The organism is Pseudomonas sp. W5-36, from assembly GCF_046540455.1.
GTDB classification, from domain to species: Bacteria; Pseudomonadota; Gammaproteobacteria; order Pseudomonadales; family Pseudomonadaceae; genus Aquipseudomonas; species Aquipseudomonas graminis_B.
Window position 1 is genome coordinate 62,707 of record NZ_JAXCIQ010000001.1, and the last position, 25,169, is coordinate 87,875.

The 25,169-nt window shown below is 58.9% G+C and carries 19 protein-coding genes; 7 read left to right on the top strand and 12 right to left on the bottom strand.

Going from position 1 to position 25,169, the window contains the following annotated elements:
- Nucleotides 1–6 precede the first annotated feature (6 nt).
- From SLW74_RS00255 to SLW74_RS00295, 9 genes are all read right to left on the bottom strand, one after another.
- Nucleotides 7–918, bottom strand: coding sequence for an ABC transporter permease subunit (locus SLW74_RS00255; RefSeq protein WP_133776273.1), 912 nt, complete (start codon nucleotides 916–918; stop codon nucleotides 7–9).
- Between the two features lie 11 nt (nucleotides 919–929).
- Complete coding sequence (locus SLW74_RS00260; RefSeq protein ID WP_065990182.1) at nucleotides 930–1,940, bottom strand: ABC transporter permease subunit; 1,011 nt, start codon at nucleotides 1,938–1,940, stop codon at nucleotides 930–932.
- 64 nt (nucleotides 1,941–2,004) lie between these two features.
- Nucleotides 2,005–3,612, bottom strand: coding sequence for an ABC transporter substrate-binding protein (locus SLW74_RS00265; protein ID WP_410927819.1), 1,608 nt, complete (start codon nucleotides 3,610–3,612; stop codon nucleotides 2,005–2,007).
- Nucleotides 3,613–3,707: 95 nt separating this feature from the next.
- Entirely contained in the window at nucleotides 3,708–5,087 is a 1,380-nt protein-coding gene (locus SLW74_RS00270; RefSeq protein ID WP_065990179.1) for an OprD family porin, read from the bottom strand.
- A gap of 158 nt (nucleotides 5,088–5,245) precedes the next feature.
- Nucleotides 5,246–6,847: an ABC transporter substrate-binding protein gene (locus tag SLW74_RS00275; protein ID WP_065990177.1), complete on the bottom strand. Its 1,602-nt coding sequence runs from the start codon at nucleotides 6,845–6,847 to the stop codon at nucleotides 5,246–5,248.
- Between the two features lie 351 nt (nucleotides 6,848–7,198).
- Nucleotides 7,199–8,827 (bottom strand): ABC transporter substrate-binding protein, encoded by a 1,629-nt coding sequence (locus tag SLW74_RS00280; protein ID WP_065990175.1) that lies wholly within the window; start codon nucleotides 8,825–8,827, stop codon nucleotides 7,199–7,201.
- A gap of 283 nt (nucleotides 8,828–9,110) precedes the next feature.
- Nucleotides 9,111–10,709 carry an ABC transporter substrate-binding protein gene (locus SLW74_RS00285; RefSeq protein ID WP_192132416.1) on the bottom strand — a complete coding sequence of 533 codons (1,599 nt, stop codon included), beginning with the start codon at nucleotides 10,707–10,709 and terminating at the stop codon, nucleotides 9,111–9,113.
- Nucleotides 10,710–10,821: 112 nt separating this feature from the next.
- Nucleotides 10,822–12,990 carry an HET-C-related protein gene (locus SLW74_RS00290; protein WP_410927820.1) on the bottom strand — a complete coding sequence of 723 codons (2,169 nt, stop codon included), beginning with the start codon at nucleotides 12,988–12,990 and terminating at the stop codon, nucleotides 10,822–10,824.
- Nucleotides 12,991–13,240: 250 nt separating this feature from the next.
- Nucleotides 13,241–13,957, bottom strand: coding sequence for an SIMPL domain-containing protein (locus tag SLW74_RS00295; protein ID WP_192132412.1), 717 nt, complete (start codon nucleotides 13,955–13,957; stop codon nucleotides 13,241–13,243).
- Between the two features lie 207 nt (nucleotides 13,958–14,164).
- On the opposite strand from SLW74_RS00295, the gene SLW74_RS00300 reads away from it, so the two are divergent.
- The 4 genes from SLW74_RS00300 to SLW74_RS00315 all read left to right on the top strand — a co-directional run bounded on the left by SLW74_RS00300 (nucleotide 14,165) and on the right by SLW74_RS00315 (nucleotide 18,685).
- Nucleotides 14,165–15,421, top strand: a complete 1,257-nt coding sequence (locus SLW74_RS00300) for an ATP-binding protein (RefSeq protein WP_065990166.1) — start codon at nucleotides 14,165–14,167, stop codon at nucleotides 15,419–15,421.
- Complete coding sequence (locus tag SLW74_RS00305; protein WP_065990162.1) at nucleotides 15,418–15,978, top strand: response regulator transcription factor; 561 nt, start codon at nucleotides 15,418–15,420, stop codon at nucleotides 15,976–15,978. Before SLW74_RS00300 ends, SLW74_RS00305 begins: the two co-directional genes overlap by 4 nt.
- A 100-nt stretch (nucleotides 15,979–16,078) precedes the next feature.
- Nucleotides 16,079–17,815 carry an ABC transporter ATP-binding protein/permease gene (locus tag SLW74_RS00310; protein WP_369318834.1) on the top strand — a complete coding sequence of 579 codons (1,737 nt, stop codon included), beginning with the start codon at nucleotides 16,079–16,081 and terminating at the stop codon, nucleotides 17,813–17,815.
- Between the two features lie 120 nt (nucleotides 17,816–17,935).
- Nucleotides 17,936–18,685 carry a FadR/GntR family transcriptional regulator gene (locus SLW74_RS00315; RefSeq protein ID WP_065990157.1) on the top strand — a complete coding sequence of 250 codons (750 nt, stop codon included), beginning with the start codon at nucleotides 17,936–17,938 and terminating at the stop codon, nucleotides 18,683–18,685.
- Between the two features lie 65 nt (nucleotides 18,686–18,750).
- Here SLW74_RS00315 and SLW74_RS00320 read toward each other — a convergent pair whose 3' ends face one another.
- From SLW74_RS00320 to SLW74_RS00330, 3 genes are all read right to left on the bottom strand, one after another.
- Complete coding sequence (locus SLW74_RS00320; protein ID WP_141695204.1) at nucleotides 18,751–18,975, bottom strand: hypothetical protein; 225 nt, start codon at nucleotides 18,973–18,975, stop codon at nucleotides 18,751–18,753.
- 519 nt (nucleotides 18,976–19,494) lie between these two features.
- Nucleotides 19,495–20,031, bottom strand: a complete 537-nt coding sequence (locus SLW74_RS00325; protein ID WP_065990150.1) for a DUF2778 domain-containing protein — start codon at nucleotides 20,029–20,031, stop codon at nucleotides 19,495–19,497.
- A gap of 26 nt (nucleotides 20,032–20,057) precedes the next feature.
- Nucleotides 20,058–20,558 carry an Hcp family type VI secretion system effector gene (locus tag SLW74_RS00330; RefSeq protein WP_065990148.1) on the bottom strand — a complete coding sequence of 167 codons (501 nt, stop codon included), beginning with the start codon at nucleotides 20,556–20,558 and terminating at the stop codon, nucleotides 20,058–20,060.
- 545 nt (nucleotides 20,559–21,103) lie between these two features.
- Between SLW74_RS00330 and kdgD the strand changes: the two genes are divergently transcribed.
- The 3 genes from kdgD to garD all read left to right on the top strand — a co-directional run bounded on the left by kdgD (nucleotide 21,104) and on the right by garD (nucleotide 25,128).
- The gene (gene kdgD / locus SLW74_RS00335) at nucleotides 21,104–22,015 is read left to right on the top strand and encodes a 5-dehydro-4-deoxyglucarate dehydratase (protein ID WP_065990147.1); all 912 of its coding nucleotides are present in this window, start codon (nucleotides 21,104–21,106) and stop codon (nucleotides 22,013–22,015) included.
- 176 nt (nucleotides 22,016–22,191) lie between these two features.
- Nucleotides 22,192–23,562: an MFS transporter gene (locus SLW74_RS00340; protein WP_065990145.1), complete on the top strand. Its 1,371-nt coding sequence runs from the start codon at nucleotides 22,192–22,194 to the stop codon at nucleotides 23,560–23,562.
- A gap of 12 nt (nucleotides 23,563–23,574) precedes the next feature.
- Complete coding sequence (garD, locus tag SLW74_RS00345) at nucleotides 23,575–25,128, top strand: galactarate dehydratase (RefSeq protein ID WP_410927821.1); 1,554 nt, start codon at nucleotides 23,575–23,577, stop codon at nucleotides 25,126–25,128.
- Nucleotides 25,129–25,169 lie beyond the last annotated feature (41 nt).

Sequence of the window (25,169 nt, forward strand, 5' to 3'; positions counted from 1 at the left end):
ACGTCCTCAGGCGGCGTTCTTGAGTTTCGGGTCAAGCGCATCGCGCAGACCGTCGCCCATCAGGTTGATTGCCAGCACGCTGAGCAAAATGGTCAGACCCGGGAGGCTCACCACCCACCAGGCGCGTTCGATGTAGTCGCGGGCCGAAGCGAGCATGGTGCCCCACTCAGGCGTCGGCGGTTGTACACCCAGACCCAGGAAGCCCAGCGCCGCAGCGTCGAGGATCGCCGAGGAGAAACTCAAGGTGGCCTGAACGATCAGCGGCGCCATGCAGTTGGGCAGCACGGTGATGAACATCAGGCGCGGTAGCGTTGCGCCGGCCAGACGCGCGGCGGTCACGTAGTCACGGTTCAGTTCGCCCATAACGGCTGCACGGGTCAGACGCACGTAGGACGGCAGGGAAACGATGGCGATGGCGATGACGGTGTTGATCAGGCCAGGGCCGAGGATCGCGACGATGGCCACCGCCAGCAGCAGCGACGGCAGCGCCAGCATGATATCCATCAGACGCATGATGGTCGGGCCGAGGATTTTCGGGAAGAAACCGGCCAGCAGGCCCATGAGGATGCCCGGAATCAGCGACATCACCACCGACGACAAACCGATCAGCAGCGACAGGCGCGAACCCTGAATCAGACGCGACAGCAGGTCGCGGCCCAGTTCATCGGTGCCCAGCAGAAACTGCCATTGGCCGCCTTCAAGCCAGACCGGCGGGGTCAGCAGGAAATCGCGGTATTGCTCGCTCGGGTCATGGGGGGCAACCCACGGCGCGAACAGGGCGCAGAACACGATCACCAGCATGAACGCCAGGCCCGCGACGGCGCCCTTGTTCTTGGAGAAGTGCTGCCAGAACTCTTTGTAGACGGACGGGTAGAGCAGGCTTTGATCGACTGCTACTACGGGAGTAGGTGTGCTCATAAAAAGGGATCTCAGCGCTGATGACGAATGCGTGGGTTGGCAAAGCCGTAGAGGATGTCCACCACGAAGTTGACCAGAATCACCAGGCAGGCGATTAGCAGGATGCCGTTTTGCACGACAGGGTAGTCACGGGCGCCAATGGCCTCGATCAGCCACTTGCCGATACCCGGCCAGGAGAAGATCGTTTCGGTCAGAACCGCACCGGCCAGCAGCGTGCCCACCTGCAGACCAAACACCGTCAGCACCGGGATCAGCGCGTTGCGCAGGCCGTGAACGAATACCACGCGAGCCGGCGAAAGGCCCTTGGCACGGGCGGTGCGCACGTAGTCTTCACGCAGGACTTCGAGCATCGAGGAGCGGGTCATCCGGGCGATGACCGCCAACGGGATGGTACCCAGCACGATGGCCGGCAGAATCAGGTGACGCAGGGCGTCCATGAACGAACCTTCTTCATCGCTGAGCAGAGTGTCGATCAGCATGAAGCCGGTTTTGGGGGGAATGTCGTACAGCAGGTCGATACGTCCCGATACCGGGGTCCAGCCCAGGGATACCGAGAAGAACATGATCAGGATCAGGCCCCACCAGAAGATCGGCATCGAGTACCCCGCCAGGGAGATACCCATGACCCCATGGTCGAACAGGGATCCTCGCTTCAATGCCGCAATCACACCGGCCAGCAGCCCGAGAATGCCTGCGAAGATCAGCGCCGCAATCGACAGTTCCAGTGTTGCCGGGAACAGCGAAGTGAATTCGGACCACACGCTCGTGCGCGTACGCAGCGATTCGCCGAGATCGCCATGGGCGAGCTTGCCGACGTAATCGATGTATTGCGCATAAAGGGGTTTGTTCAGGCCAAGACGTTCCATGGCTTGGGCGTGCATTTCCGGATCGACCCGGCGTTCACCCATCATGACTTCGACAGGGTCGCCGGGAATCAGGCGAATCAGGGCGAAGGTCAGCAAGGTGATGCCGAAGAAGGTGGGTATGAGCAACCCCACTCGGCGAGCGATAAAACTAAACATCTTCTCGTGTACCTCATCAGGTACCGGCGGGTCTCTGGGTAGCAGAGCCCGCCGGATTCTTCTTCTACTTCACTTGGGTGGTAGCGAAGTTATTAGTGGTGAGAGGGCTGATGTGGTAACCCTCCACGTTGTTGCGCATTGCGGTGAACATCTTGGTATGGGCCATGCTGATCCACGGCAGGTCCTGATTGAAGATCACTTGAGCCTGCTCGTAGAGCGAAGCGCGTTCGGCCGGGTCGGTTTTTTCCCGAGCCTGATCGATCAACGTCTGGAACTTCTGATTACACCAGCGCGCGTAGTTTTCGCCGTTTTTGGCGGCCTCGCAACTGAGGTTCGGGGTCAGGAAGTTATCAGGGTCGCCATTGTCACCTGCCCAGCCGGCCGACACCATGTCGTGTTCGCCGTTTTTGGCACGTTTGAGCATTTCGCCCCATTCCATGACGCGTATATCTAACTTAATGCCGACTTTGGCCAGGTCGGCCTGCATCATTTGTGCGCCGAGCATCGGGTTCGGGTTGGTCGGACCGCCGCCGTTGCGCGTGAAGAGCGTCAGCACGGTGCCTTCAGGAACGCCGGCTTCCTTGCGCAAGGCGCGGGCCTTGTCCAGATCATGGGCAGGGTTTTTCAGGTCTTTGTTGTAGCCCAGCAGGGTGTCCGGATACGGGTTCACCGCGACGGTGGCGTTGCCTTTGCCGAACAGCGCGTTGACGTAGGCTTCTTTGTCAAACGCGATCTCGATCGCCTTACGCACCCGCACGTCGCTCATGTACTTGTGTGTAGTGTTCATGGCGATGTACGCGGTGGTCATCGCGTTCAGCTCATCAACCTTGAGGTTGGGGTCTTTCTTGATGCTCGGGATGTCGTCCGGCTTTGGATACAGGGCGATCTGACACTCGTTGGCCTTTAGCTTCTGCAGGCGCACGTTGTTGTCCGTGGCGATTGCGAAGATCAGGGTGTCAGCCGGCGGCTTGCCCCGGAAATAATCCGGGTTGGCCTTGAAGCGAACCTGAGCGTCCTTGGCATAGCGCTGGAAGACGAACGGACCAGTGCCGATGGGCTGGCTGTTGAGGTTGTCGGTCTTGTTGGCCTTGAGCAACTGATCGGCGTATTCCGCCGAGTACACCGAGGCGAAAGCCATGGCGACGTCCGCCAGGAACGGCGCTTCGCGACGGGTCAGGGTGAACTTGACGGTGCTGTCGTCCACTTTCTCGACGTTCTTCAGCAGCTCTTTGAAACCCATGCTCTCGAAGTACGGATAGCCGACCATCGACTGTTTGTGCCACGGGTGGTTGGGGTCCAGTTGGCGCTGGAAGCTCCAGACCACGTCATCGGCGTTCATGTCGCGGGTCGGTTTGAAGTATTCGGTGGTGTGAAACTTGACGCCCTTGCGCAGGTGGAACGTGTAGGTCAGGCCGTCATCGCTGATCTCCCACGTGTCGGCCAATGCCGGAACGATTTCCGTGGTGCCTGGCTTGAAATCCACCAGACGGTTGTAAATGGTTTCCGCCGAAGCATCGGCGGTCACGGCGGTGGTGTAGAGCGCTGTGTCGAAACCTTCCGGGCTGGCTTCGGTGCAGACCACCAGAGGCTTGGCCGATACGCCGACCGCAACGCTGAATACCGCCAGTGCGATCGCGCTGCGCAATGTTGCGAGTTTGAATGTCGATTTCAAGTAACGCACTCCGCAAGTGATGAAGCCATTAGTGAGTCGGTATCGGGCCACGAAGTTCGGTAAACCGCACCTTGAGGCCCGATCGATCGTACTGATTACATAATGTTGAATGGAATGGTGGTCACCAGACGGAATTCGTTGATGTTGCCGTCGGCCTGGTTGGCGCTCGCGCGGTGAGTGGTGTAGGTCGCACGCATCGTGGAGGCCTTCAGCGGGCCGGACTGCAGGGTGTACGACGAGCCGACACCGTATTCGTAGTGATTTTCGCCGTCCATGCCGCGGACATCGTAAGCGGTGCCTTTGTAATGGGTGCCGTCGATGTCGAAACCGCGCGCTTGATAGATGTTGAATTTCAGACCCGGCACGCCGTAGTCAGCCATGTTCAGCAGGTAGCTCAGCTGCACCGACTTCTCGTTCGGGCCGTTGAAGTCCGACAGCAGGGAGTTGGCCAGGAAGATCGCGTTGGTGTCGTGGACGTAGTCGAAGTAGGTGTCGCCTTCGACTTCCTGGTACGCGACGCTGAAACTGTGCGCCTTGTGAGTGGCGGTCAACGACAGGCTGTACGTGTCGTTGTCGATCTCGCCCATCTTCTTCTGACCGGAATCCTTGGTCTTGTAGTAGTTCAGGTTGGTGCTCAGGCCCAGTACATCGGGGTCACCCAGTTCGTGGGTGAAGGCGAAGTAGTACTGATGCCAGAAGTCTTCGACGTTGGACGCGTAGAAGCTGGTGGTCAGGCTTTTGAAGGGTTTGTAATCAACGCCCGCCATGTCAACGCGATCGGCGGTGGCGGTGTTGTTGGTGTACTCGGAACGGAACTTGGTCAGGCTCTGCTCGGTGCGTGGCGATACGCGGTCGAAGCTGCCGGCCTGGATCGAGATGTTGTTGAACTCTTCACTCAGCACGCTCACCCCTTCGAAGCTCGAAGGCAGCGCACGGTTGCCGATGTAAGCCAGCACCGGGGTGTTCATCGACTGACGGCCGGCGGTCAGGGTCGTGTTGGAGACGCGCGCCTTGATGTTGCCCAGGCCCAACTTGCTCCACTGCCCAACAGGGTCACCATTGTTTTCGGTCAGCGTACGGTTGGCGCCGCCCATCAGGTCGTCTTTGTCACGGTCCAGCGCGACGGCGTTGTAGACCGCCATTTGCGTGGCGAAGCCGACAGTGCCCTGGGTGAAGCCCGAGCTGTAATCAACGATGGTGCCCTGAACCCAGTTGATCCGGCGCGGGTCGCTGTCGACCACAACGCCGTTCTCGCTGCGGCGGAACTCGCCGCCACGGCGCAGCAGTTCGTTGGCGTACCAGTTCTTGGTCGAACCGGTCAGTTTCGAGTCTTCCAGAAAGCCCTTTGCTTCGCCCTGGAGGTTGGTGGTGGCCAGTGTGGTCGGAACGAATTCCTGACTGGTCGGCTCTGCCTGGGCCGCGACGCTGATGGCGAGGACGGATAAGGCGAATACAGCGGTGCTGGCTTTTTTCACGTTCTGAAGCTCCCGATTGCTGCTTTTTTAGAGGCGGGCTTTTTATGGTGTAGCCCGCTCGGTGGTGCGGCCCCATGGGCCATTTTCTTGCCTATCCGGCGAAACGCGGATAAAGCAATGCCAAAGGGCGTGGTTGCGCCCCCAGGCATGTTTTTGAATCAGTCGGCGATGCTGACGCCCGAGAAGTTGTTGCGGTTGAACGGGCTCACCAGGAAACCTTGCACTTCCTTGCGCATCGGCTGAATCACCGTCGAGTGGGCAATCGGCGTAATGGGCACCTGTTCTTTCAGGTAATGCTGAGCTTGTTTGTACAGCGCGATCCGCTGGTCTTTGTTGGTGTTCGAGACGGCCGCCTTGACCAGGGCGTCGTATTTCTCGTCGCACCACATCGAGTAATTATTGCCGCCGATGGACGCGCAGCTGTACAGCGTGCCCATCCAGTTGTCCGGATCGCCGTTGTCGCCGGTCCAGCCGATCAGCGAAATGTCATGCTCGCCGTTCTTGCTGCGCTTGAGGTATTCGCCCCACTCGTAACTGACGATGGTCGCCTTGATGCCCACCTTGGCCCAGTCGGCCTGGAGCATCTGGGCCATCAGCTTGGCGTTGGGGTTGTAGGGGCGCTGGACCGGCATCGCCCAGAGGGTCAGTTCGGTGCCTTCCTTGACGCCGGCGGCGCGCAGCAACTCGCGGGCTTTTTCCGGGTTGTAGGGCGCGTCCTTGACCGTGTCGTCGTAAGACCACTGCGTCGGTGGCATGGCGTTCTGGGCCAGTTGCCCGGCGCCCTGGTACACCGCCTCGATGATCGCTTTTTTATCCACCGCCATGTCCAGCGCCTGGCGAACCTGCAAGTTGTCCAGCGGGGCGTGGCGGACGTTGTAGGTAATGTATCCGAGATTGAACCCAGGCTTTTCGATGACCCTCAGGTTCTTGTCCTCTTTGATCGATTCAACGTCCGCCGGGCGTGGATTCAAAGTGACCTGACACTCGTTCTTTTTGAGTTTTTGAACCCGCACCGACGCATCTGTATTGATCGCAAAGATCAACTGATCAATCTTGACCCGACTCGGGTCCCAGAACTGTTTGTTTTTCACGTAGCGAATTTGCGAATCTTTTTGATAGCGCTGAAACACAAACGGGCCGGTGCCAATGGGCGCCTGGTTAATGTCGCGCACATCACCCGAGGCCATCAGTTTGTCAGCGTATTCAGCAGACAGAATGGACGCAAAGTTCATCGAAACATTCTGGATGAATGCCGCATCAACGTTGTTGAGCGTGAACACCACGGTCATTGGGTCGGTCTTTTCCACCGACTTGATGTTTTTGTCCAGGCCCATGCTGGTGAAGAACGGGAACTCCGTCGGATACGCCACGCGGAATGGATGGTCCTTGTGCAGCATGCGATTGAAGGTGAACAGCACGTCGTCGGCATTGAAATCGCGCGTGGGCGTGAAAAGTTTGTTGCTGTGGAACTTGACCCCTTCGCGCAGATGGAACGTGTAAGTCAGGTTGTCAGGGGAGATGTCCCAGCTCGTTGCGAGAGCAGGTACCACGGTGGTCTCGCCGCGTGCGAACTCGGCGAGACGGTTGTAGATCGGTTCGGCGGCATCGTTGTCAGTACCGGAGGTGTACTGGCCAATATCAAACCCGGCCGGGCTGCCTTCCGAACAGAAGACCAGGCTTTTGCTGGCGGCCTGAACAACGGGCGTCATAGCCAGGAGGCCAGCGGCAATAAGTGACGGCATAACGATAGTTGGACGCATGATATTCCTTATCGTGAGAGGCGCATTAAAGGGCAATGCCTGCGCAATCCATGGCAATCGTTTGCGCAAATGGAGAGTCAACACCTGATACATCTCACTGTTCAAGATAGACAACGGACTGTATTTGCGGCTTGTCAGAAGGTATGTCTCTGGCGCCCCACAGTCCATAGTTACGCGTGCTTCAAAGTTTGTAGGAAAAGTGCTTATCGTAAGTAGGCAGGGGCTGTCGGACAGGCGCTAACCGCCAATCGCTACGCATCTAACGATAGTCAATTTCATTTAACGATCGAGCACATAACAACGCGATCGCGTCGCCCTGGGGCAACGCGACCGAGTGGTCATCTGGACGTATTACTTGCCGCTGACGCTGACGCCGTAGAACGAGTTCAGACCGAACGGGCTGATCTTGAAGTCCTGAACTTCCTTGCGCATTGGCTGATAAACAGTCGAGTGAGCAATGGGGGTCATAGGCACGGCATCTTTGAGCAGATGTTGAGCCTGCTTGTACAGCTCGGTGCGTTTGGCCTGATCGGTGGTTTCCTTGGCCTGATGGATCAAGGTATCGAACGGCTTGTCACACCATTTGGCGAAGTTGTTGCCGTTGAGGGCGTCACAGCCAAACAGAGTACCCAGCCAGTTGTCCGGGTCACCGTTGTCGCCGCTCCAGCCAATCAGCATGGCGCCGTTTTCGCCGGCCTTGGCGCGCTTGATGTACTCGCCCCACTCGTAGGAAACGATCTTGGCGTTGATGCCGATCTTCTTCCAGTCGTTCTGGAGCATCTCGGCCATCAGCTTGGCGTTCGGGTTGTAAGGACGCTGAACCGGCATCGCCCAGAGGGTGATTTCGGTACCTTCCTTCACGCCCGCCTGCTTGAGCAGGTCCTTGGCCTTGGCGACATCAAACGGTGCATCTTTGATCGTAGTGTCGTAGGACCATTGGGTCGGCGGCATGGCGTTGGTGGCCAGTTGGCCTGCGCCCTGATACACCGCGTCAATGATCGCTTTCTTGTCGACGGCCATGTCCAGCGCCTGACGTACTTTCAGGTCAGCCAGCGGGTTCGGCTTGTCTTCGCCCTTGATCTTCGGCATCACGTTGTAGGCGATGTAGCCCAGGTTGAAGCCGGCCTGATCAGGCATCTTCAGCGCGGGGTCAGCCTTCAGCGGAGCGAGGTCAGCCGGACGTGGGTAGGCGGTGATCTGGCATTCGCCTTTCTTCAGCTTCTGCGCACGAACCGAGGCGTCAGTGGTGATGGCGAAAATCAGGTTGTCGACTTTGACGTCTTCAGGCTTCCAGTAGTCCTTGTTCCCGGTGAAGCGGATGTTGGAGTCTTTCTGGTAGCTCTTGAACACGAATGGGCCAGTGCCGATCGGCTTCTGGTTGATGTCTTCCGGTTTGCCTTGTTTGAGCAACTGCGCGGCGTATTCAGCGGACTGAATGGAGGCGAAGCTCATCGCCAGGTTCTGGATGAAGGCAGCATCGACGGTGCCGAGGGTCATTTTGACGGTGTGATCGTCGACCTTCTCGATCTTGGTGATGTTGGTGTCCATCGCCATGTCGGTGAAGTACGGGAATTCGGTCGGGTACGCCTTACGGAACGGGTCGTCCTTGTTGATCATGCGGTTGAACGTGAACAGCACGTCATCGGCATTGAAGGTACGCGTCGGTTTGAAGTAGGGCGTGGTGTGGAATTTCACACCTTCACGCAGGTGGAAGGTGTAGGTCAGGCCATCCGGGGCAACGTCCCAGCTGGTGGCGAGGCCTGGAATGACAGCGGTGCCGCCACGTTCGAACTGGCTCAAACGGTTGAAAACGGTCTCGGCCGAAGCATCGAAGTCGGTACCGGTGGTGTATTGACCTGGATCGAAACCAGCAGGGCTGCCTTCGGAGCAGAACACCAGACTCGATGCTGCATGGGCGAAGGGAGCGCTGGCGATCAAACCTGCGCCGAGAAGAAACGGAATGACCGCTTTTTTGAGCATGGTGGCCTCAGTTGTTGTCATTTTTTGATTGAGGGTACGGCCTTTTGAGCCTGTCCCACGGATACTTATGCAGGCGCCATACCCAAAGCAAGATGTTGGCGCCAGCGAGGTGACAAACAGTGGCACGAACGTACACGAATGTCGCATAAGTGTAATTTCTGACGCTGTTGAACGTTTGCGTGTCGCATATCGATATCTTTGCAGCACCAAAAGGGTGCATCGCAACGTGGCGATTGCACCCGCTTCGGTCATCAAGTGTTACTTCGCTGTTGGTTTGTCCTGATTATTTGGTCAGGCTGACGCCGTAGAAGGGGGTCAGGCCAAACGGGCTGAGTTTGAAATCCTGAACCTCTTTGCGCATCGGCTGAAACACTTTGGAATTGGCGATCGGGGTGATCGGCACGTCCTTTTTCAGGATGTTCTGCGCCTGTTGGTACAGCTTGATGCGCTCATCACGGTTGCTGGTCAGCTTGGCCTGGGTCACCAGTTTGTCGTAGCTGGGGTTGCACCATTTGGCGTAGTTGCTGCCCTTGACCGCGCCACAGCTGTACAGCACGCCGAGCCAGTTATCGGGATCGCCATTGTCACCGGTCCAGCCGTAGATCATCACGTCATGCTCGCCCGCCTTGGCGCGCTTGATGTACTCGCCCCATTCGTAGCTGACGATGTTGGCTTTGATGCCGATCTTCGCCCAGTCCGACTGAATCATCTGCGCCGACATGCGTGCGTTCGGGTTGGACGCGCGCTGCACGGTCATCGCCCACAGGTTGATCTGCGTGCCCGGTGCAACGCCCGCCTCCTTGAGCAGTTGCTTCGCTTTTGCCGGATCGTGGGGCGCGTCCTTGATGTTCGGATCAAAGCTCCACTGCGCCGGTGGCAGAGCGTTCTGTGCCAACTGCCCGGCACCCTGGTACACCGCCTTGATGATGGCCGGCTTGTCGATGGCCATGTCCAGCGCCTGACGCACCTTCAGCTGATCGAGCGGGGGATGAGTCACGTTGTACGCCAGAAAGCCCAGGTTGAAACCGGCCTGGCTCAGCACCTTGAGGTTCGGGTCCTTCTGCGCTTCTTCGATGTCCTGCGGGCGCGGATACCCGCTGATCTGGCATTCGCCGGTCTTGAGTTTCTGCAGGCGGGTGGCGGCGTCGGTATTGATCGAGAAGATCAGGTTGTCGAGCTTCACGTCCTCCGGCTTCCAGTATTCCGTGTTGCCGACGTAACGGATCTGCGCGTCTTTCTGATAGCGCTTGAACACGAACGGCCCTGTACCGATCGGCTTCAGGTTGATGTCGCCAGCCTTGCCCTGCTTGATCAGTTGCGCCGCGTATTCAGCCGATTGAATCGAGGCGAAGCTCATTGCCAGATTCTGGATGAACGCGGCATCGATGTTGTTCAGCTTGAAGCGGACGGTCTGATCGTCGACCTTTTCGACCTGCTTGATGGTGGTGTTCATGCCCATGTCAGTGAAGTACGGCGACTCGGACGGGTACGCCTTGCGGAACGGGTCATCCGGGTTCAGCAGGCGGTTGAAGGTGAACAGCACGTCATCGGCGTTGAAGTCGCGGGTCGGTTTGAAATAGTCCGTGGTGTGGAATTTCACGCCAGGCCGCAAGTGAAAGGTGTAGGTCAAGCCGTCGTCGGACACGTCCCATTGGGTTGCCAGGCCAGGCTCGACGTCTGTGCCGCCGCGCTTGAACTGGGTCAGGCGATTGAAGACGGTCTCTGCTGACGCATCGAACTCGGTGCCGCTGGTGTACTGGCTGGGATCGAAACCGGCAGGGCTGGCTTCCGAGCAATACACGAGGGTGCTGGCCGCCTGGACCGAAGGAACGCAAAGTGCCATAGCCGCTGCCAAGAGCAGGGGTTTGAAGGATGTGTCCATGTGAACCTCATTAAGTGCGGCACTCATGCCTGAATTCATCGACAGGATGATAGACAGCCAAGAATGCCGCACGGCTCACTCGGGCAACAAGCCTCGGAAATTCATAAGCTTATTACTTGATGATTTGCTGCAGGTCTTTCCACCACGTGGTTTCGGACGCCAGCTTCATGAACCCTTCCTCCAGATACCTCTGAAGGCGTGACGGCGCTGGCAGCTTGGTGTTTAGCACCTCATTCAGGTAGTTCTGACTGTCCTTGATGAGCGTGTTCTGAATGGCGCGGAGCTCGTCGATCGCCAACTGCTGGGTTCTGTCCAGCTCACTCTTTGATTCACTGCGCGCCACTTCCGCCGGGTTGCTGGCCGCCCATGCGTTGACGATCGGGTATTGCCACTCGCTGTCGGCCGGGTGGCAAAAGAAGGCCGATGCCACAGCGACCGGGTCTGCGCCAGGTTTGCCCTCCCAGTAATCGACCATTGACCGGGCGACCCTGCGCACGGCTTCGGTGGCAAGCAGCGCCGCCAGATCGTGAAGCGGGTGTTCAGCGTGATCCTTGGAGAGTTGTGAGTGGGTGGGCTCGATGTCTGGATCTTCGTTTGGATCGCTGCCCAGCAGCGTTTGTGCATCGTCGACGCTGTTGCCGATCCAGGTCAGAACGCCTTGCGCCGCGCTGTTGTAAGCGTTGATCAAAATGGCTGCCGGGGTGTTGAGCAGCCAGCGGTAGAGCCTGAGCGTATCCACACCGACCGCCTGAGCGAGCGTCACCATGCCGTCCCTGGCCGTGAGCAGCGCGTTGAATGCAGTGAAGTAAGCCTGTTCGGGATGTTCGCTCAGCAGTATCAGCATCACTTTGTCCCGGTCCGAGCGATAACCCGGCTGGGAGATTTCAAACTGCAGCTCTTCGGTGGAGAAGAGGATTTTGCCCAGGGGGCCTGCCAGACTGGCGACCACGTCGGTGGCCCCGAACGTGCCTGTGACCAAGGGCAGATTCCATTTGACGTGAACAGGCGTTGTCCACGGCAGAACCCTGACATGCCCGGCCTTGATCAGGCTCAGCTCCACGAAGTTCGAATGAGCGAACAAGTCTTCGACCACATGCAGTGCGGCGCCGAAGCTGCGCAGGCCGTCGAGGGAACGGCCGTGTTTCATGGCCAGCCGCAGCTCCTGTTCCATGTAGCCGACCGCATTACCGATGTAGCGCTTCATCGACGTGGCGAGCTCGGCACCCAGGGATGGGTCGCCGGGCAGCACCCAGGCTTCAAAGTCCGGATCACGCACTTTCGGGTCCGGGAACGGCGGATCGATGACCAACGGATTGTCGATGTGCTCCGTCGGCCGATAGACACCCAGCTTCTCCGGCGTGACCTTCATTTCGTTCGGGTAGCGTATCCGCAGGTCGATGAATTTTTTCGCCGCCAGCACGTCGACCAGACGGGTCCAGGCGTCGCGCGACAGCGTCGCCGGGAATTCGCCCGGCATGTCCGCCGCGCGGGTGATCTTGGGATCAACAACCTGAGAGTAATCCCGTAACCAGTTGCCGAAGTAAACGGCGTCGATTTCCATTCGGCTGAGCTTGAAGTCCTGCAGCACCCATTCGATCGTCTGGTGAGTGCTGCCTTTGGTGTCAGTGCCCGCTTCGAACGCTTCGCGATCGGAATGGACGTGCGATGGCTCGAAGCGCAGATCGGTCGAGGCCAGATAGTCGCGAATGGCTTCGCAGGCTTGCTTCCAGGAAGTCGCGTATTGACGCTCGGTGGAGGCCTCTTCGGCATACGTGGCGAAGGTCATGTCGTCTCGCGACGGTGAGGCTGCTTCGGTCAACCACAAAGTAAACAGATGGCCCTCTTCGAACGGCGCATCGGTTGCCACTGGCGCGTGCTCATCGGTCAGTTCCCGGCGCAGGACGTTGTCGATGTGGTGACCGAATTCGTGGAGCAGTGCCGTCAACAACCACCAGTAGTGCTGCGGATTGGCGGTCGTGCGAGCGAAAAATGCCCAATCGACGCGGATGACCCGCTCGCGGTTGTCGTAGTCCGCTTCGAAGCCCAGATCCCGGGAGAGGAGGACCTCAGGGTGGTGTATTTCACCCGCCAGCAGCTTGTCCTGCAGATTCGTGTAGCGGTGAGGCGGGATGTCGTTGCCGAAGACGTTGCTCATCTCCAGGGCGAAAGAATCTGGCGCGAGTTTTTCGGCCACTTGGGTCAGCAGGTCCAGCGCGAACGTGCTGCGTAACGTGCAGCTGGTCATGTCGACCGGAATGACGGGTTGAGCTTGAAAAGGCATGATCGGATTCTTCCTTGAATCATTAGCTGTGCACGGCCGTGCCCTGTGGATCAGGCGGCCTTAGGTGCGTGTTGAGGGTGAGTGTTGCCGGGGACAATTCTATGTATTCCGGCCAGCGTGGAAATCGGTCGAATCGCCCTGAGGCGTAGGAGACAGGGGGCGCGCTGATGGGGAAGGGGCCACGGAATGGCCGGAAAAAGTGGGAGCGGGCGAGGGAAAGAGCGGCAGCCACCGGCTGCCGCCGCGTGCATCAAGGGATAGCGACTTCGATGACACCGTCTGCTGCGACGCTGACCTGGCTGGTGCCGGCTTCGACATCCGGCGTTGGCGCGGCGTCGGCACGCGCGGCCTTCATCATCATGACCGGCGCGCGCAGGTACGGCTGCGGGAAACCGGAAGTGTTGAGGTTCAGGTTGACCAGCTTGTAGCCGGTGCCGCCCAGTGCGTCGGTCACCAGTTTTGCGCGGGCGCGGAAGGCGGTGACGGCGTCCTTGAGCAGCGCGTCCTCGCTGGTCTTGCGCGCGGGGTTGGAAATCGAGAAGTCCATGCCGCCCATCTTCATGTCGCCGCCCAGCAAGTCGCCGGTCAACTTCGACAGGGCGGCAAAGTCGGCGCTTTCCAGGCGAATTTCCGCATGCTCACGCCAGCCGGTGATCTTCTGGCCTTTGTCGTCGTAGACCGGGTAGCTGTTGCGGCTGCCCTGACGAATGTTGATGTCCTTGACCTGACGCGCTTCGCCCAGGGCCTTGTTCAGGGTTTCAGTAACGCCGGCCGCCAGTTTGGCGGGATCGGTGTTCTGCGCTTCGGTGTACAGCGTGACGGTCATCAGGTCGCGCTGCACTTCCTGGCTGACCTCGGCACGGACCGAAACCTGGTTGTAGTGAACGTCGTCGGCGAGGGCAGGGGTGCTGGCCAGCGCGAGTGCGCCGAGGGTGAACAATGTGGCAGTGGGGCGAAGGCTGAACATAAAAACTCCTTGTTTGGCGAACCGTCCCGAGGCGTGTGGCAAGCCCTTGGCGGACGGATGCCCATGAGACTGTGAACCCGTAGGCTTGTTCCTGCGCGGTCTGATAGGCGTCAAATGAATGTGGCGCTTTGACGCACTTTGACGGCAACTGTTGTCGCATTGGTTATACTCGCTTCGATTCGCCTGGAGCGCTCATCAGGAGAGCTCATGCTCGCCCCCTTGCAACTGCTTTCCGCTACCCGTCAGAACCTCTGGCGCCTGACCTTCATCCGTATTCTGGTGCTGGGTGCGCAGGCCGGCTCGGTGGGGTTCGCCTACCTGTTCGATCTGCTGCCGCTGCCCTGGCTGCAGCTGGACATCACCCTGGGTTTTTCGGCGATCGTCTGCCTGCTGACGGCCATCCGCCTGCGCACCTCGTGGCCGGTGACCGAGCTCGAATACGCGGTGCAATTGGCGTTTGACCTGTTTATCCACAGCGCGCTGCTGTACTTCTCCGGCGGCTCGACCAACCCCTTCGTTTCTTATTATCTGGTGCCGCTGACCATCGCCGCGGTGACGTTGCCGTGGCGTTACTCGCTGATCCTGTCGGGTATTGCACTCGCGCTGTACACCCTGATGTTGGCCAAGTTTTTCCCGCTGGATGCCTTCGTGGCCCGCGAGAACATGCAGATCTACGGCATGTGGCTGAGCTTTGCGCTGGCGGCCGGGGTGATCACCTTCTTCGCCGCGCGCATGGCCGAAGAGCTGCGCCGTCAGGAACACATGCGTGCCTTGCGCCGGGAAGAAGGCGCGCGCGACCAGCAATTGCTGGCGGTGGCGACCGAAGCTGCCGGGGCTGCCCATGAACTCGGCACGCCGCTGGCGACCATGAGCGTGCTGCTCAAGGAAATGCAGCATCACCACAAGGACCCTGCGTTGCAGGAAGATCTTTCGGTGCTGCAGGACCAGGTCAAGCTGTGCAAAGAGACGCTGCAGCAACTGGTGCGCGCTGCTGAGGCAAATCGCCGGCTGTCGGTTCAGGAGCAGACCGTCACGCACTGGCTCGATCAGGCGCTCAACCGCTGGCACCTGATGCGCCCGGAAGCCACCTACCGCTTCCAGCGCCTGGGGCAGGGCGATGTGCCGATGCTGGCGCCGCCGCCCGATCTGACCCAGGCGCTGCTGAACCTGCTTAACAATGCCGCCGATGCCTGCGCCGAAGGGCTCGAGGTGAATCTGGACTGGACCGCCACCGAGATTCGCATCAGCATCCGCGATCATGGCGCCGGCGTTCCTTTGGCCATCGCCGAGCAGATCGGCAAACCCTTTTTTACCACCAAGGGCAAAGGCTTCGGCCTTGGCCTGTTCTTGAGTAAGGCCAGCGTGACCCGCGCGGGCGGCTCGGTGAAACTCTATCCTCACGAGGAAGGCGGCACGCTGACCGAGCTGCGCCTGCCCCGTGACGCACGAGGAGATGAAGCATGACTGACGAAATCCAGGTTGAAGGCGAAGAACTGCCGCACCTGCTGCTGGTGGACGACGATGCCACCTTCACCCGCGTGATGGCGCGGGCCATGGCGCGCCGTGGCTTCCGCGTGAGCACCGCCGGTTCCGCTGACGAGGGCCTGGCCCTCGCGCAGCAGGACATTCCGGACTACGCCGCCGTCGACCTGAAAATGGAAGGCGACTCGGGGCTGGTGCTGTTGCCCAAGCTGCTGGAACTGGACCCGGAAATGCGCGTGCTGATCCTGACCGGTTATTCGAGCATCGCCACGGCAGTCGAAGCGATCAAGCGCGGCGCCTGCAACTACCTGTGCAAACCCGCCGATGCCGATGACGTGCTGGCAGCGCTGCTCTCCGAACACGCCGATCTGGACACCCTGGTGCCGGAAAATCCGATGTCGGTGGACCGCTTGCAGTGGGAGCACATTCAGCGCGTGTTGACCGAGCACGAAGGCAATATCTCCGCCACCGCCCGTGCGCTGGGCATGCACCGACGCACCTTGCAGCGCAAGTTGCAGAAGCGCCCGGTCCGTCGTTAAGCACGGACAGCTTCTTAAACATTTATTCATGGAAGATCGTCTGTGGCGTCTGGCACATTGGCGCCAACGCCTATAACTGCCCGCTGCCGAGCTTTTTGCCATGAATTTTGATGTAGACGAATCCAGGGTCAATGACGCTGTAAACGGGAGTTTCTTTTCCCGGGTCTGGAAGCTGGTCACGCCTTACTGGCGCAGTGAAGAAAAAGGCATGGCCTGGGTGCTGCTGATCGCAGTGATCGTGCTGTCGCTGTTCAGTGTCTTCATTTCGGTGCTGGTCAACAGCTGGTACCGCGACTTCTACAACGCGCTGCAGAACAAGGATCTGGGGGCCTTCACGCACCTGATTCTGTATTTCTGCGGCATTGCGGCCATCGCCATCCTCGGTGCCGTGTATCGCTTGTATTTGACCCAGATGCTGACCATCCGCTGGCGTCGCTGGCTGACCGAACAGCATTTCGCCAAGTGGCTCGCGCACAAGAATTACTACCGGCTGGAGCAGGGCGGTTACACCGATAACCCTGACCAGCGTCTGTCCGAAGACCTCAACAACTTTACGTCCGACACCCTCAGCCTGAGCCTGGGCCTGCTGCGCACCGTCGTCAGTCTGGTGTCGTTCTCGGTGATTCTGTGGGGCGTGTCCGGCAGCATCGAGCTGTTCGGCATCACCATTCCCGGCTACATGTTCTGGGCCGCACTTATTTATGCAGCGGTGGGCAGCTTGTTGACTCACCTGATCGGCAAACGCCTGATCGTGCTGAGCAACCAGCAACAGCGCTACGAAGCCGACATGCGTTTCTCGCTGGTGCGCGTTCGCGAGAACGCCGAAAGCATCGCCCTGTCCGACGGCGAGGCCAACGAAAATCAGCGTCTGAGCGCGCGTTTCGGCATGGTCTGGAGTAACTTCTGGACGATCATGAAGGTGCAGAAGCGCCTGACGTTCTTCACCGCCGGTTACTCGCAGATCGCCATCGTTTTCGCCTTTGTCGTGGCCGCGCCGCGTTACTTCGCTGGCAAGATCGAACTGGGCGAGCTGATGCAGATCAACTCGGCGTTCGGCAATGTGCAGGAGAACTTCAGCTGGTTCATCGACGCGTACACCCAACTGGCGTCGTGGCGCGCCACCTGCGATCGTCTGCTCAGTTTCCGTCAGGCCATGGACGAAAACGAAGCGCGCGTGCCGGCCATCAAGGTCAGTCACGAGGGCGATGCCTTGCAGCTCGAAGGCCTCGCGCTGTCCCTCGCCGGCGGTCGCCAGTTGCTGAACAACGCAAACATCAGCATTGCCGCAGGCGAGAAGGTCATGCTCAGCGGCCGCTCCGGGAGCGGTAAAAGCACACTGCTGCGGGCGATGGGCGGGTTGTGGAAAGAAGGCCACGGTGCCGTGAAGTTACCGGCAAAACGTGCCTTCTTCCTGCCGCAAAAACCGTATCTGCCGATCGGCACGCTGCGGGAGGCGCTAAGTTATCCCCAGGCGCCCGAAGTCTATCCTGCCGAGCGCTTTGCTGAAGTGCTGGAAACCTGCCGCCTCGGTCATCTGATCTCTCGACTGGACGAGACCGAGCACTGGCAGCGCATGCTGTCGCCGGGCGAGCAGCAACGTGTCGCGTTCGCCCGCGCCCTGTTGTTCGCGCCGGACTGGTTGTACCTGGACGAAGCCACCTCAGCGATGGACGAGGAGGATGAAGCTGCGTTGTATCAGGCGTTGCTGGACGAGTTGCCGGGCGTGACCTTGCTCAGTATCGGCCACCGCAGCAGCCTCAAGCGCTTCCATCGTCGGCACGTGCGCATCGACGGCGGTCAGTTGCATGAGCAGCCGCTCACCGAAACGGCATTTTGAGCGTAGAGTGCTGAAGCGATAAAGTGTCGTAAACAAGGCGCCTCACCGGGGTTGTTGTGTGATCACACAACCTGGTGAGCTATCATCAGCGTTCAGCGTATTTAGAGATGCATGTTGGATATGGAAAATCAGAGCGCTCCGCCTCGCGCCCGCCGAAAGCACCGCAGTCTCGCGCAGGAGTTGGTTACCGAACTCTCCGAGCGCATCCGTAGTGGCGGACTCAAGCGCGGCGATAAGTTGCCCACCGAGTCCGCCATCATGGAAGAGCAGGGGGTCAGCCGTACCGTCGTACGCGAAGCCATCTCGCGGCTGCAGGCGTCCGGGCTGGTGGAAACCCGGCACGGCATCGGCACCTTCGTCCTCGACACGCCAAGCCCGAGTGGTTTTCGTATCGATCCGGCGACCATCGTGACCTTGCGTGATGTCCTGGCGATTCTTGAGCTGCGCATCAGCCTTGAAGTCGAGTCGGCCGGCCTTGCCGCTCAACGCCGCTCCGCCGAACAACTGGCCGACATGCGCGCCGCCCTCGACGCACTCACCGAAAGCGCGGCCCATGCCAGCGATGCGGTCGGCGCCGATTTCCAGTTCCACATGGCGATCGCCCTGTCGACCGGTAACCGCTACTTCACCGACATCATGAATCACCTGGGCACGAGCATCATCCCCCGCACCCGCCTGAACTCCGCGCGCCTCGCCCACGACGACAACCAGCACTACATGAGCCGCCTGAGCCGAGAGCACGAGGAAATATACGACGCCATTGCGCGCCAGGACTCCGACGCCGCCCGCGCCGCCATGCGCCTGCACCTGACCAACAGCCGCGAACGCCTGCGCCATGCTCATGAAGAGGCTGAGTCGCAGCGGGCTTGATCTGGATTGATTGATAGGGGATCGCGTTGCTGCGGTGCCCTTGATCGAACAAGGTTATGGCTGGGTTATTCGACGTTTTGATCGATCGGTGCGCGTCTCCATTTTCGCAAGGCTTTGGTGAGGGCTAAGCATGTCAGCGTTGAAACCATGAGCGTCAAGCTGAGCGTCAAGAGAATGAGCATGTCTTCCCCGTCTTCGCAGCCGTTCAGGTGAAAAAGTCTTTGCAGCCATAGATAAGCGCCCATGCCCCAGTCGGTATGAAGGATCCGGGGAATCGGCCATAGGGTCATTGCCCACCTTGTAAGCAAGGTAGTGAGACCTAGAATGAATACAGCCTTAATTAAGCATGTTAAGGCCTTGCACGCCAAGCTGTGTCGCCTTTCATCGCACATTGTCTAACCTTTCATCGTTGTGTCTGGTCTACGTATGGATCGGCAAGGTGCGGCCCCGTGAGGTATGGGCACACACTTCTATTAGCCCTCGCTCACTCATGCCGATGGAGTTTTCTGCTAGCTATTGCCTTGTGCTCCGGCTCGTTAACGCATGTTTAATTTTTCGTAGCCCCTTAGTTAGCAGCGCGCAGACTACTGTCGAAGTGGCGAGGCCCATGCACAGGGATATGGCGATCAGCATTTCCTCGCCCTCTTCGATGCCCTCTAGGTCAAGCAAAGTGAGCAACCATGCGTAAGCGAGCAAGCCTTGATCAGTACGCAATATCACTGGAATGGGCCAGGTATTCATCGCGCACTTTGTCATTAGGATGGTAAGGGCGAGGGTAATAATGACTTTTATGAAAGTAGTCAGCACCGTCATTGGTTGTTCTTGCTTGGAGGCTTATCGAATACCTCCAATACGCCGTAATATTTTATATTCCTGCCGTCCAGTATCTCGCCTGGCCTGTTGCGTAAAATTGTTCTTAATTCGTCGAATGCCAGTTGTGATGTCAGAGTGACGCAGCCTTGGCTAATGCCCCTTGGCCCGACTGGGTGGATCCTGAATGCGCTTCTCTGAATGTGATTGATAGTCGTCATGTCATCAACAACCTCGTCATCACGATAAAGACTTAGCCACTCGCTTCTGTCAGTCTCCGCAAAATAATCATTCACGGGTTGTCTCAGCCAGCCCAGCATGCCTCCTGACTCCCTGTCCAAGATGTAATACCTGCCAAGCGGCAAAGGACCCAGCTTCACCACGTCTTGGTAGCGTGAATTGTTCACATAACTTGATACGTCCCCTGAGAAAGCTTCATAAGTCATTCCCTCACACGTCAACTCGCTCAGCGGCTCGCCGTTAAGCACATAGGTGCAGTAAGCAATATTCGGGTTCCGCTCATTTTTACCAGCCATGCCAGTCATCCTCCTGCGAGTTTGCCTTACGCGTATACCTTGTTCGCAACACCATCCCAGCCCCCGACTATCTGGCCGCCGCCTGATCCATCGGAGCGCTTCTGCTGTATGTAGGTCATCTTGATCCGTGCGTAATTCAGGCGGACTGTTTCGGTGGGGAAACCGGTTTCTTTGCTGCCGTTGCCATTCAGCGAAACTGAAGAAACAATCACTTCCTCAAGCTTTATTTCTAGGTATTTGATCTTGTCGTTGCCCGCCCGATTTAACGCGATCGTCACTTCTTTGAAGTGCCTGCCACTGCAGCAGGCTTCGTGCAGCTTAGGTGTTGCTTTATCGACAGCTTTTCGGAAGTACAAATCACTCATTTTCGCGCGGCCACTGCTGGCCCCGCCCGAACTCGTCGTGGTTGCGGAGGCTGACTGGCTGGCGCCGACATCAAAGTCTTCCATCTCAATCCAGTCTTTGAACTGGGCATCCAGTGACTCACCCGGGATGTCAGCCATTTTTAAAAATGCATCAATTGCCATTTCGTTTCGTTCCTTGCGGTTCGCGGTGATTAAGAATTTGAATTTGAACCGCAATGACTTTAGCGACGTGCCGCGCCCCGCAGAAGGTTTTCCAGGCAGGTGCGCGAGCAGTTTCAGAGAAGGACTACAACGTTTGGATCACTGGACTACGGAATAATCCGAGAGGGCGGTGAAAGCGCTTGATTCTGGCCGGAGGCCGTAGGAGTGAGCTTGCTCGCGATCGGCTGCGCAGCAGTCGTAAAGCTGAAGCTGCAGTTCGTTCCGACATGCCGCCTTCAAAAGGATGCTGCCGCTTCGCGCCAGGTCGCGAGCAAGCTCACTCCTACAAATAGCGCCATTTAGCGCAGCCCTTGGGGCGGCTGCGGCTTCTGATAATCAGGCACCGTTACCACTTGCGAGAGCAGCCAGGCACCACTCATCCTCACCCGGCATAAATATTTCAAAACGCTATTGAGTGATCACCCTCCCAGTTGTACGATGACTTACGACATCAGCGCAGGACTGGTGCTTCATCCACAAAAATAGCTCCCCAGGGTGTTCGAATAATGAATCCACAAGAACTGAAGTCCATCCTCTCTCACGGTCTGCTTTCCTTCCCGGTTACCGATTTCAATGCCCAGGGCGACTTCCACCGCGCTGGCTACATCAAGCGTCTGGAATGGCTCGCTCCTTACGGCGCCTCCGCGCTTTTCGCAGCGGGCGGCACAGGTGAGTTCTTCTCCCTGACCGGCGACGAATATTCCGAAATCATCAAGACTGCCGTCGACACCTGCGAAACCACAGTGCCGATTCTGGCTGGCGTCGGTGGTCCCACCCGCCAGGCGATTCAGATGGCTCAAGAAGCCGAACGTCTGGGTGCCAAAGGCCTGCTGCTGTTGCCTCACTACCTGACCGAAGCCAGCCAGGACGGCGTTGCCCTCCACGTTGAAGCGGTCTGCAAATCGGTCAAGATCGGCGTTGTCGTCTACAACCGTAACGTCTGCCGCCTGACGCCTGCGCTGCTGGAACAACTGGCCGAGCGCTGCCCTAACCTGATCGGCTACAAAGACGGCCTGGGTGATATCGAGCTGATGGTTTCGATCCGCCGTCGTCTGGGCGACCGCTTCTCGTACCTGGGTGGTCTGCCCACCGCAGAAGTCTATGCCGCCGCCTACAAGGCGCTGGGCGTGCCGGTTTACTCGTCGGCGGTGTTCAACTTCCTGCCGAAAATGGCCATGGACTTCTACCGCGCCATCGCCAAAGACGATCACGAGACCGTCGGCAAGCTGATCGACGATTTCTTCCTGCCCTACCTGGACATCCGCAACCGCAAACACGGCTATGCCGTAAGCATCGTCAAAGCGGGCGCCAAGCTTGCCGGTTACGACGCAGGTCCGGTCCGTGCGCCGCTGACTGACCTGACTTCCGAGGAAGTGGACTTGCTGGCTGCTCTGATGGACAAGCAGGGCAAGCAGTAACCGCCCGGATGCCGCAAAACCGCTGAGCGATCAGCGGTTTTTTGCCCTCGGGGCTTCGCTAACGGATACCTGGCAGTACCGCTTCAGATCGCATCTGTTTTAGGGGCAGGGGCGAGCAGCACACACACATAAGATCGTTTACCCGCACAAAAAAATAATTAGTGGGAGTTTCGAACATGCTGAAAACCAAGCCGACGCACGTCCGCTATTTGATCTTGCTCATGCTGTTCCTGGTGACCACGATCAACTATGCCGACCGTGCAACCATCGCCATCGCGGGCTCCAGCCTGCAAAAAAGCCTCGGCATCGACGCCGTCACCCTCGGTTTCATCTTCTCCGCATTTGGTTGGGCCTACGTCGCCGGCCAGATCCCGGGCGGCTGGCTTCTGGACCGTTACGGCTCCAAGAAAGTCTACGCAATGAGCATCTTCACCTGGTCGCTGTTCACCGTGCTGCAAGGCTACGTGGGTGAATTCGGTCTCTCGACCGCCATCTTCCTGCTGTTCGCCCTGCGCTTCATGGTGGGCCTCGCCGAAGCACCGTCGTTCCCCGGCAACGCCCGTATCGTGGCGGCCTGGTTCCCGACGTCTGAACGCGGCACGGCCTCGGCCATCTTCAACTCGGCGCAATACTTCGCCACCGTGCTGTTCGCCCCGATCATGGGCTGGATCGTCTATACCTTCGGCTGGCAGCATGTGTTCATCGTGATGGGCAGTATCGGCATCCTGTTCTCGCTGATCTGGCTGAAAGTTATCCACAGCCCGCGCAACCACCCGAAAATCAACAAGGAAGAGTTCGATCACATCGCTAACAACGGCGGCATGGTCGACATGGATCAGGACAAGGGTAAAGGCTCCGCCAGCGGTCCCAAATGGGACTACGTGCGTCAGTTGCTGACCAACCGCATGATGCTGGGGATTTACCTGGCTCAATACTGCATCAACGGCATCACCTACTTCTTCCTGACCTGGTTCCCGGTGTACCTGGTTCAAGAACGGGGCATGACCATCCTCAAGGCGGGCTTCATTGCATCGCTGCCGGCCATCTGCGGGTTCATCGGCGGCGTACTGGGCGGGATCATTTCCGACTACCTGCTGCGCAAAGGCCATTCGCTGACCTTCGCACGCAAGGCGCCGATCATCGGTGGCCTGCTGCTGTCGACCTCGATCGTGACCTGCAACTACGTCGATGTCGAATGGGTCGTCGTGGGCTTCATGGCACTGGCCTTCTTCGGCAAGGGCGTGGGCGCACTGGGCTGGGCGGTCATGTCCGACGCGTCGCCGAAACAAATCGCCGGTTTGAGCGGCGGTCTGTTCAACATGTTCGGTAACATCGCCTCCATCACCACCCCGATCGTCATCGGCTACATCATCAGCACCACCGGTTCGTTCAAATGGGCCCTGGTGTTCGTCGGCGCCAACGCGCTGGTGGCAGTGATCAGCTACATCTTCATCGTCGGTGAAATCAAACGTGTAGAACTCAAGGAAACCCCAAAGAAGGGTGCCTTGCCGGCCAGTGAAGCCGAGCTTTCTCAAGCGAAACTCTGAGGAAAAACCGTGATGAACTTGATCCAACATGCCGACTCGCCGCGTTACATTCGCCTGCATGCGCTTGATAACGTCGTCGTCGTGGTCAATGACCAGGGCGTCCCGGCGGGGACTGAATTCGATAACGGTCTGGTGACCGTCGACAATGTGCCGCAGAGCCACAAGGTGAACACCGTGGACATCGCCGAAGGGGAGCCGATCATTCGTTACGGCCACACCATCGGCTATGCGCTGCAGCCAATCCCGAAGGGCAGTTGGGTCAGGGAAGATCAGCTGCGCATGCCGTCGGCGCCAGCGCTGGACAGCCTGCCGATGTCCGATGCCGTGCCGGTCCGCGGTGAGCCGCTGGAAGGCTTCACCTTCGAGGGGTATCGCAACGCCGACGGCACTGTCGGCACGCGCAATATCCTCGGCATTACCACGACCGTTCAGTGCGTGACCGGCGTTCTGGATTTCGCCGTCAAGCGCATCCGCGAAGAACTGCTGCCCAAATACCCGAACGTCGATGACGTGGTGGCGCTGACCCACAGCTACGGCTGCGGCGTCGCCATCACCGCCAAGGACGCGTACATCCCGATCCGCACCGTGCGCAACCTGGCGCGCAACCCGAACCTGGGTGGCGAGGCGCTGGTGATCAGCCTGGGCTGCGAGAAGTTGCAGGCCGATCAGGTCATGCACATCGACGACGCCTCGGTCGATCTGAGCGAGCCGTGGCTGTATCGCTTGCAGGATTCCAAACACGGCTTCAACGAAATGATCGAGCAGATCATGGAATTGGCCGAGACCCGCTTGAAGAAGCTCGACCAGCGTCGTCGCGAAACCGTGCCGGCGTCGGAATTGATCCTGGGCATGCAGTGCGGGGGCAGCGATGCGTTCTCTGGCATCACCGCCAACCCCGCATTGGGTTATGCCTCGGACTTGCTGCTGCGCGCAGGCGCGACCGTAATGTTCTCGGAAGTGACCGAGGTGCGTGACGCGATCTACCTGCTGACCTCCCGTGCGGAAAACATGGAAGTCGCTGAAGGCCTGGTTCGCGAGATGGACTGGTACGACCGTTATCTGGCCAAGGGCGAAGCGGACCGCAGCGCCAACACCACGCCCGGGAACAAGAAGGGCGGGTTGTCGAACATCGTCGAGAAGTCGCTGGGGTCGATCGTCAAATCCGGCAGCAGCGCGATCAACGGGGTGCTTGGCCCTGGCGAACGGGTGACGCGCAAAGGCCTGATCTTCTGCGCAACGCCGGCGAGCGATTTTGTCTGTGGGACGTTGCAACTGGCGGCCGGGATGAACCTGCACGTGTTCACCACCGGGCGCGGCACGCCTTACGGTCTGGCGATGTCACCGGTGGTGAAAGTGTCGACCCGTACCGAGCTGGCCCAGCGCTGGCCGGACCTGATCGACATCGATGCCGGGCGCATTGCGACCGGGCGTGCAAGCATCGAGGATCTGGGTTGGGAGCTGTTTCACTTCTATCTGGACGTGGCCAGTGGCAAGAAGACGACCTGGACCGAGAAGTATCGTCTGCACAACGACATCACCCTGTTCAACCCGGCGCCGATTACCTGAGCCGGCATTCAGCCCTTTACCAGCCGGGCATCTGAGCCCGG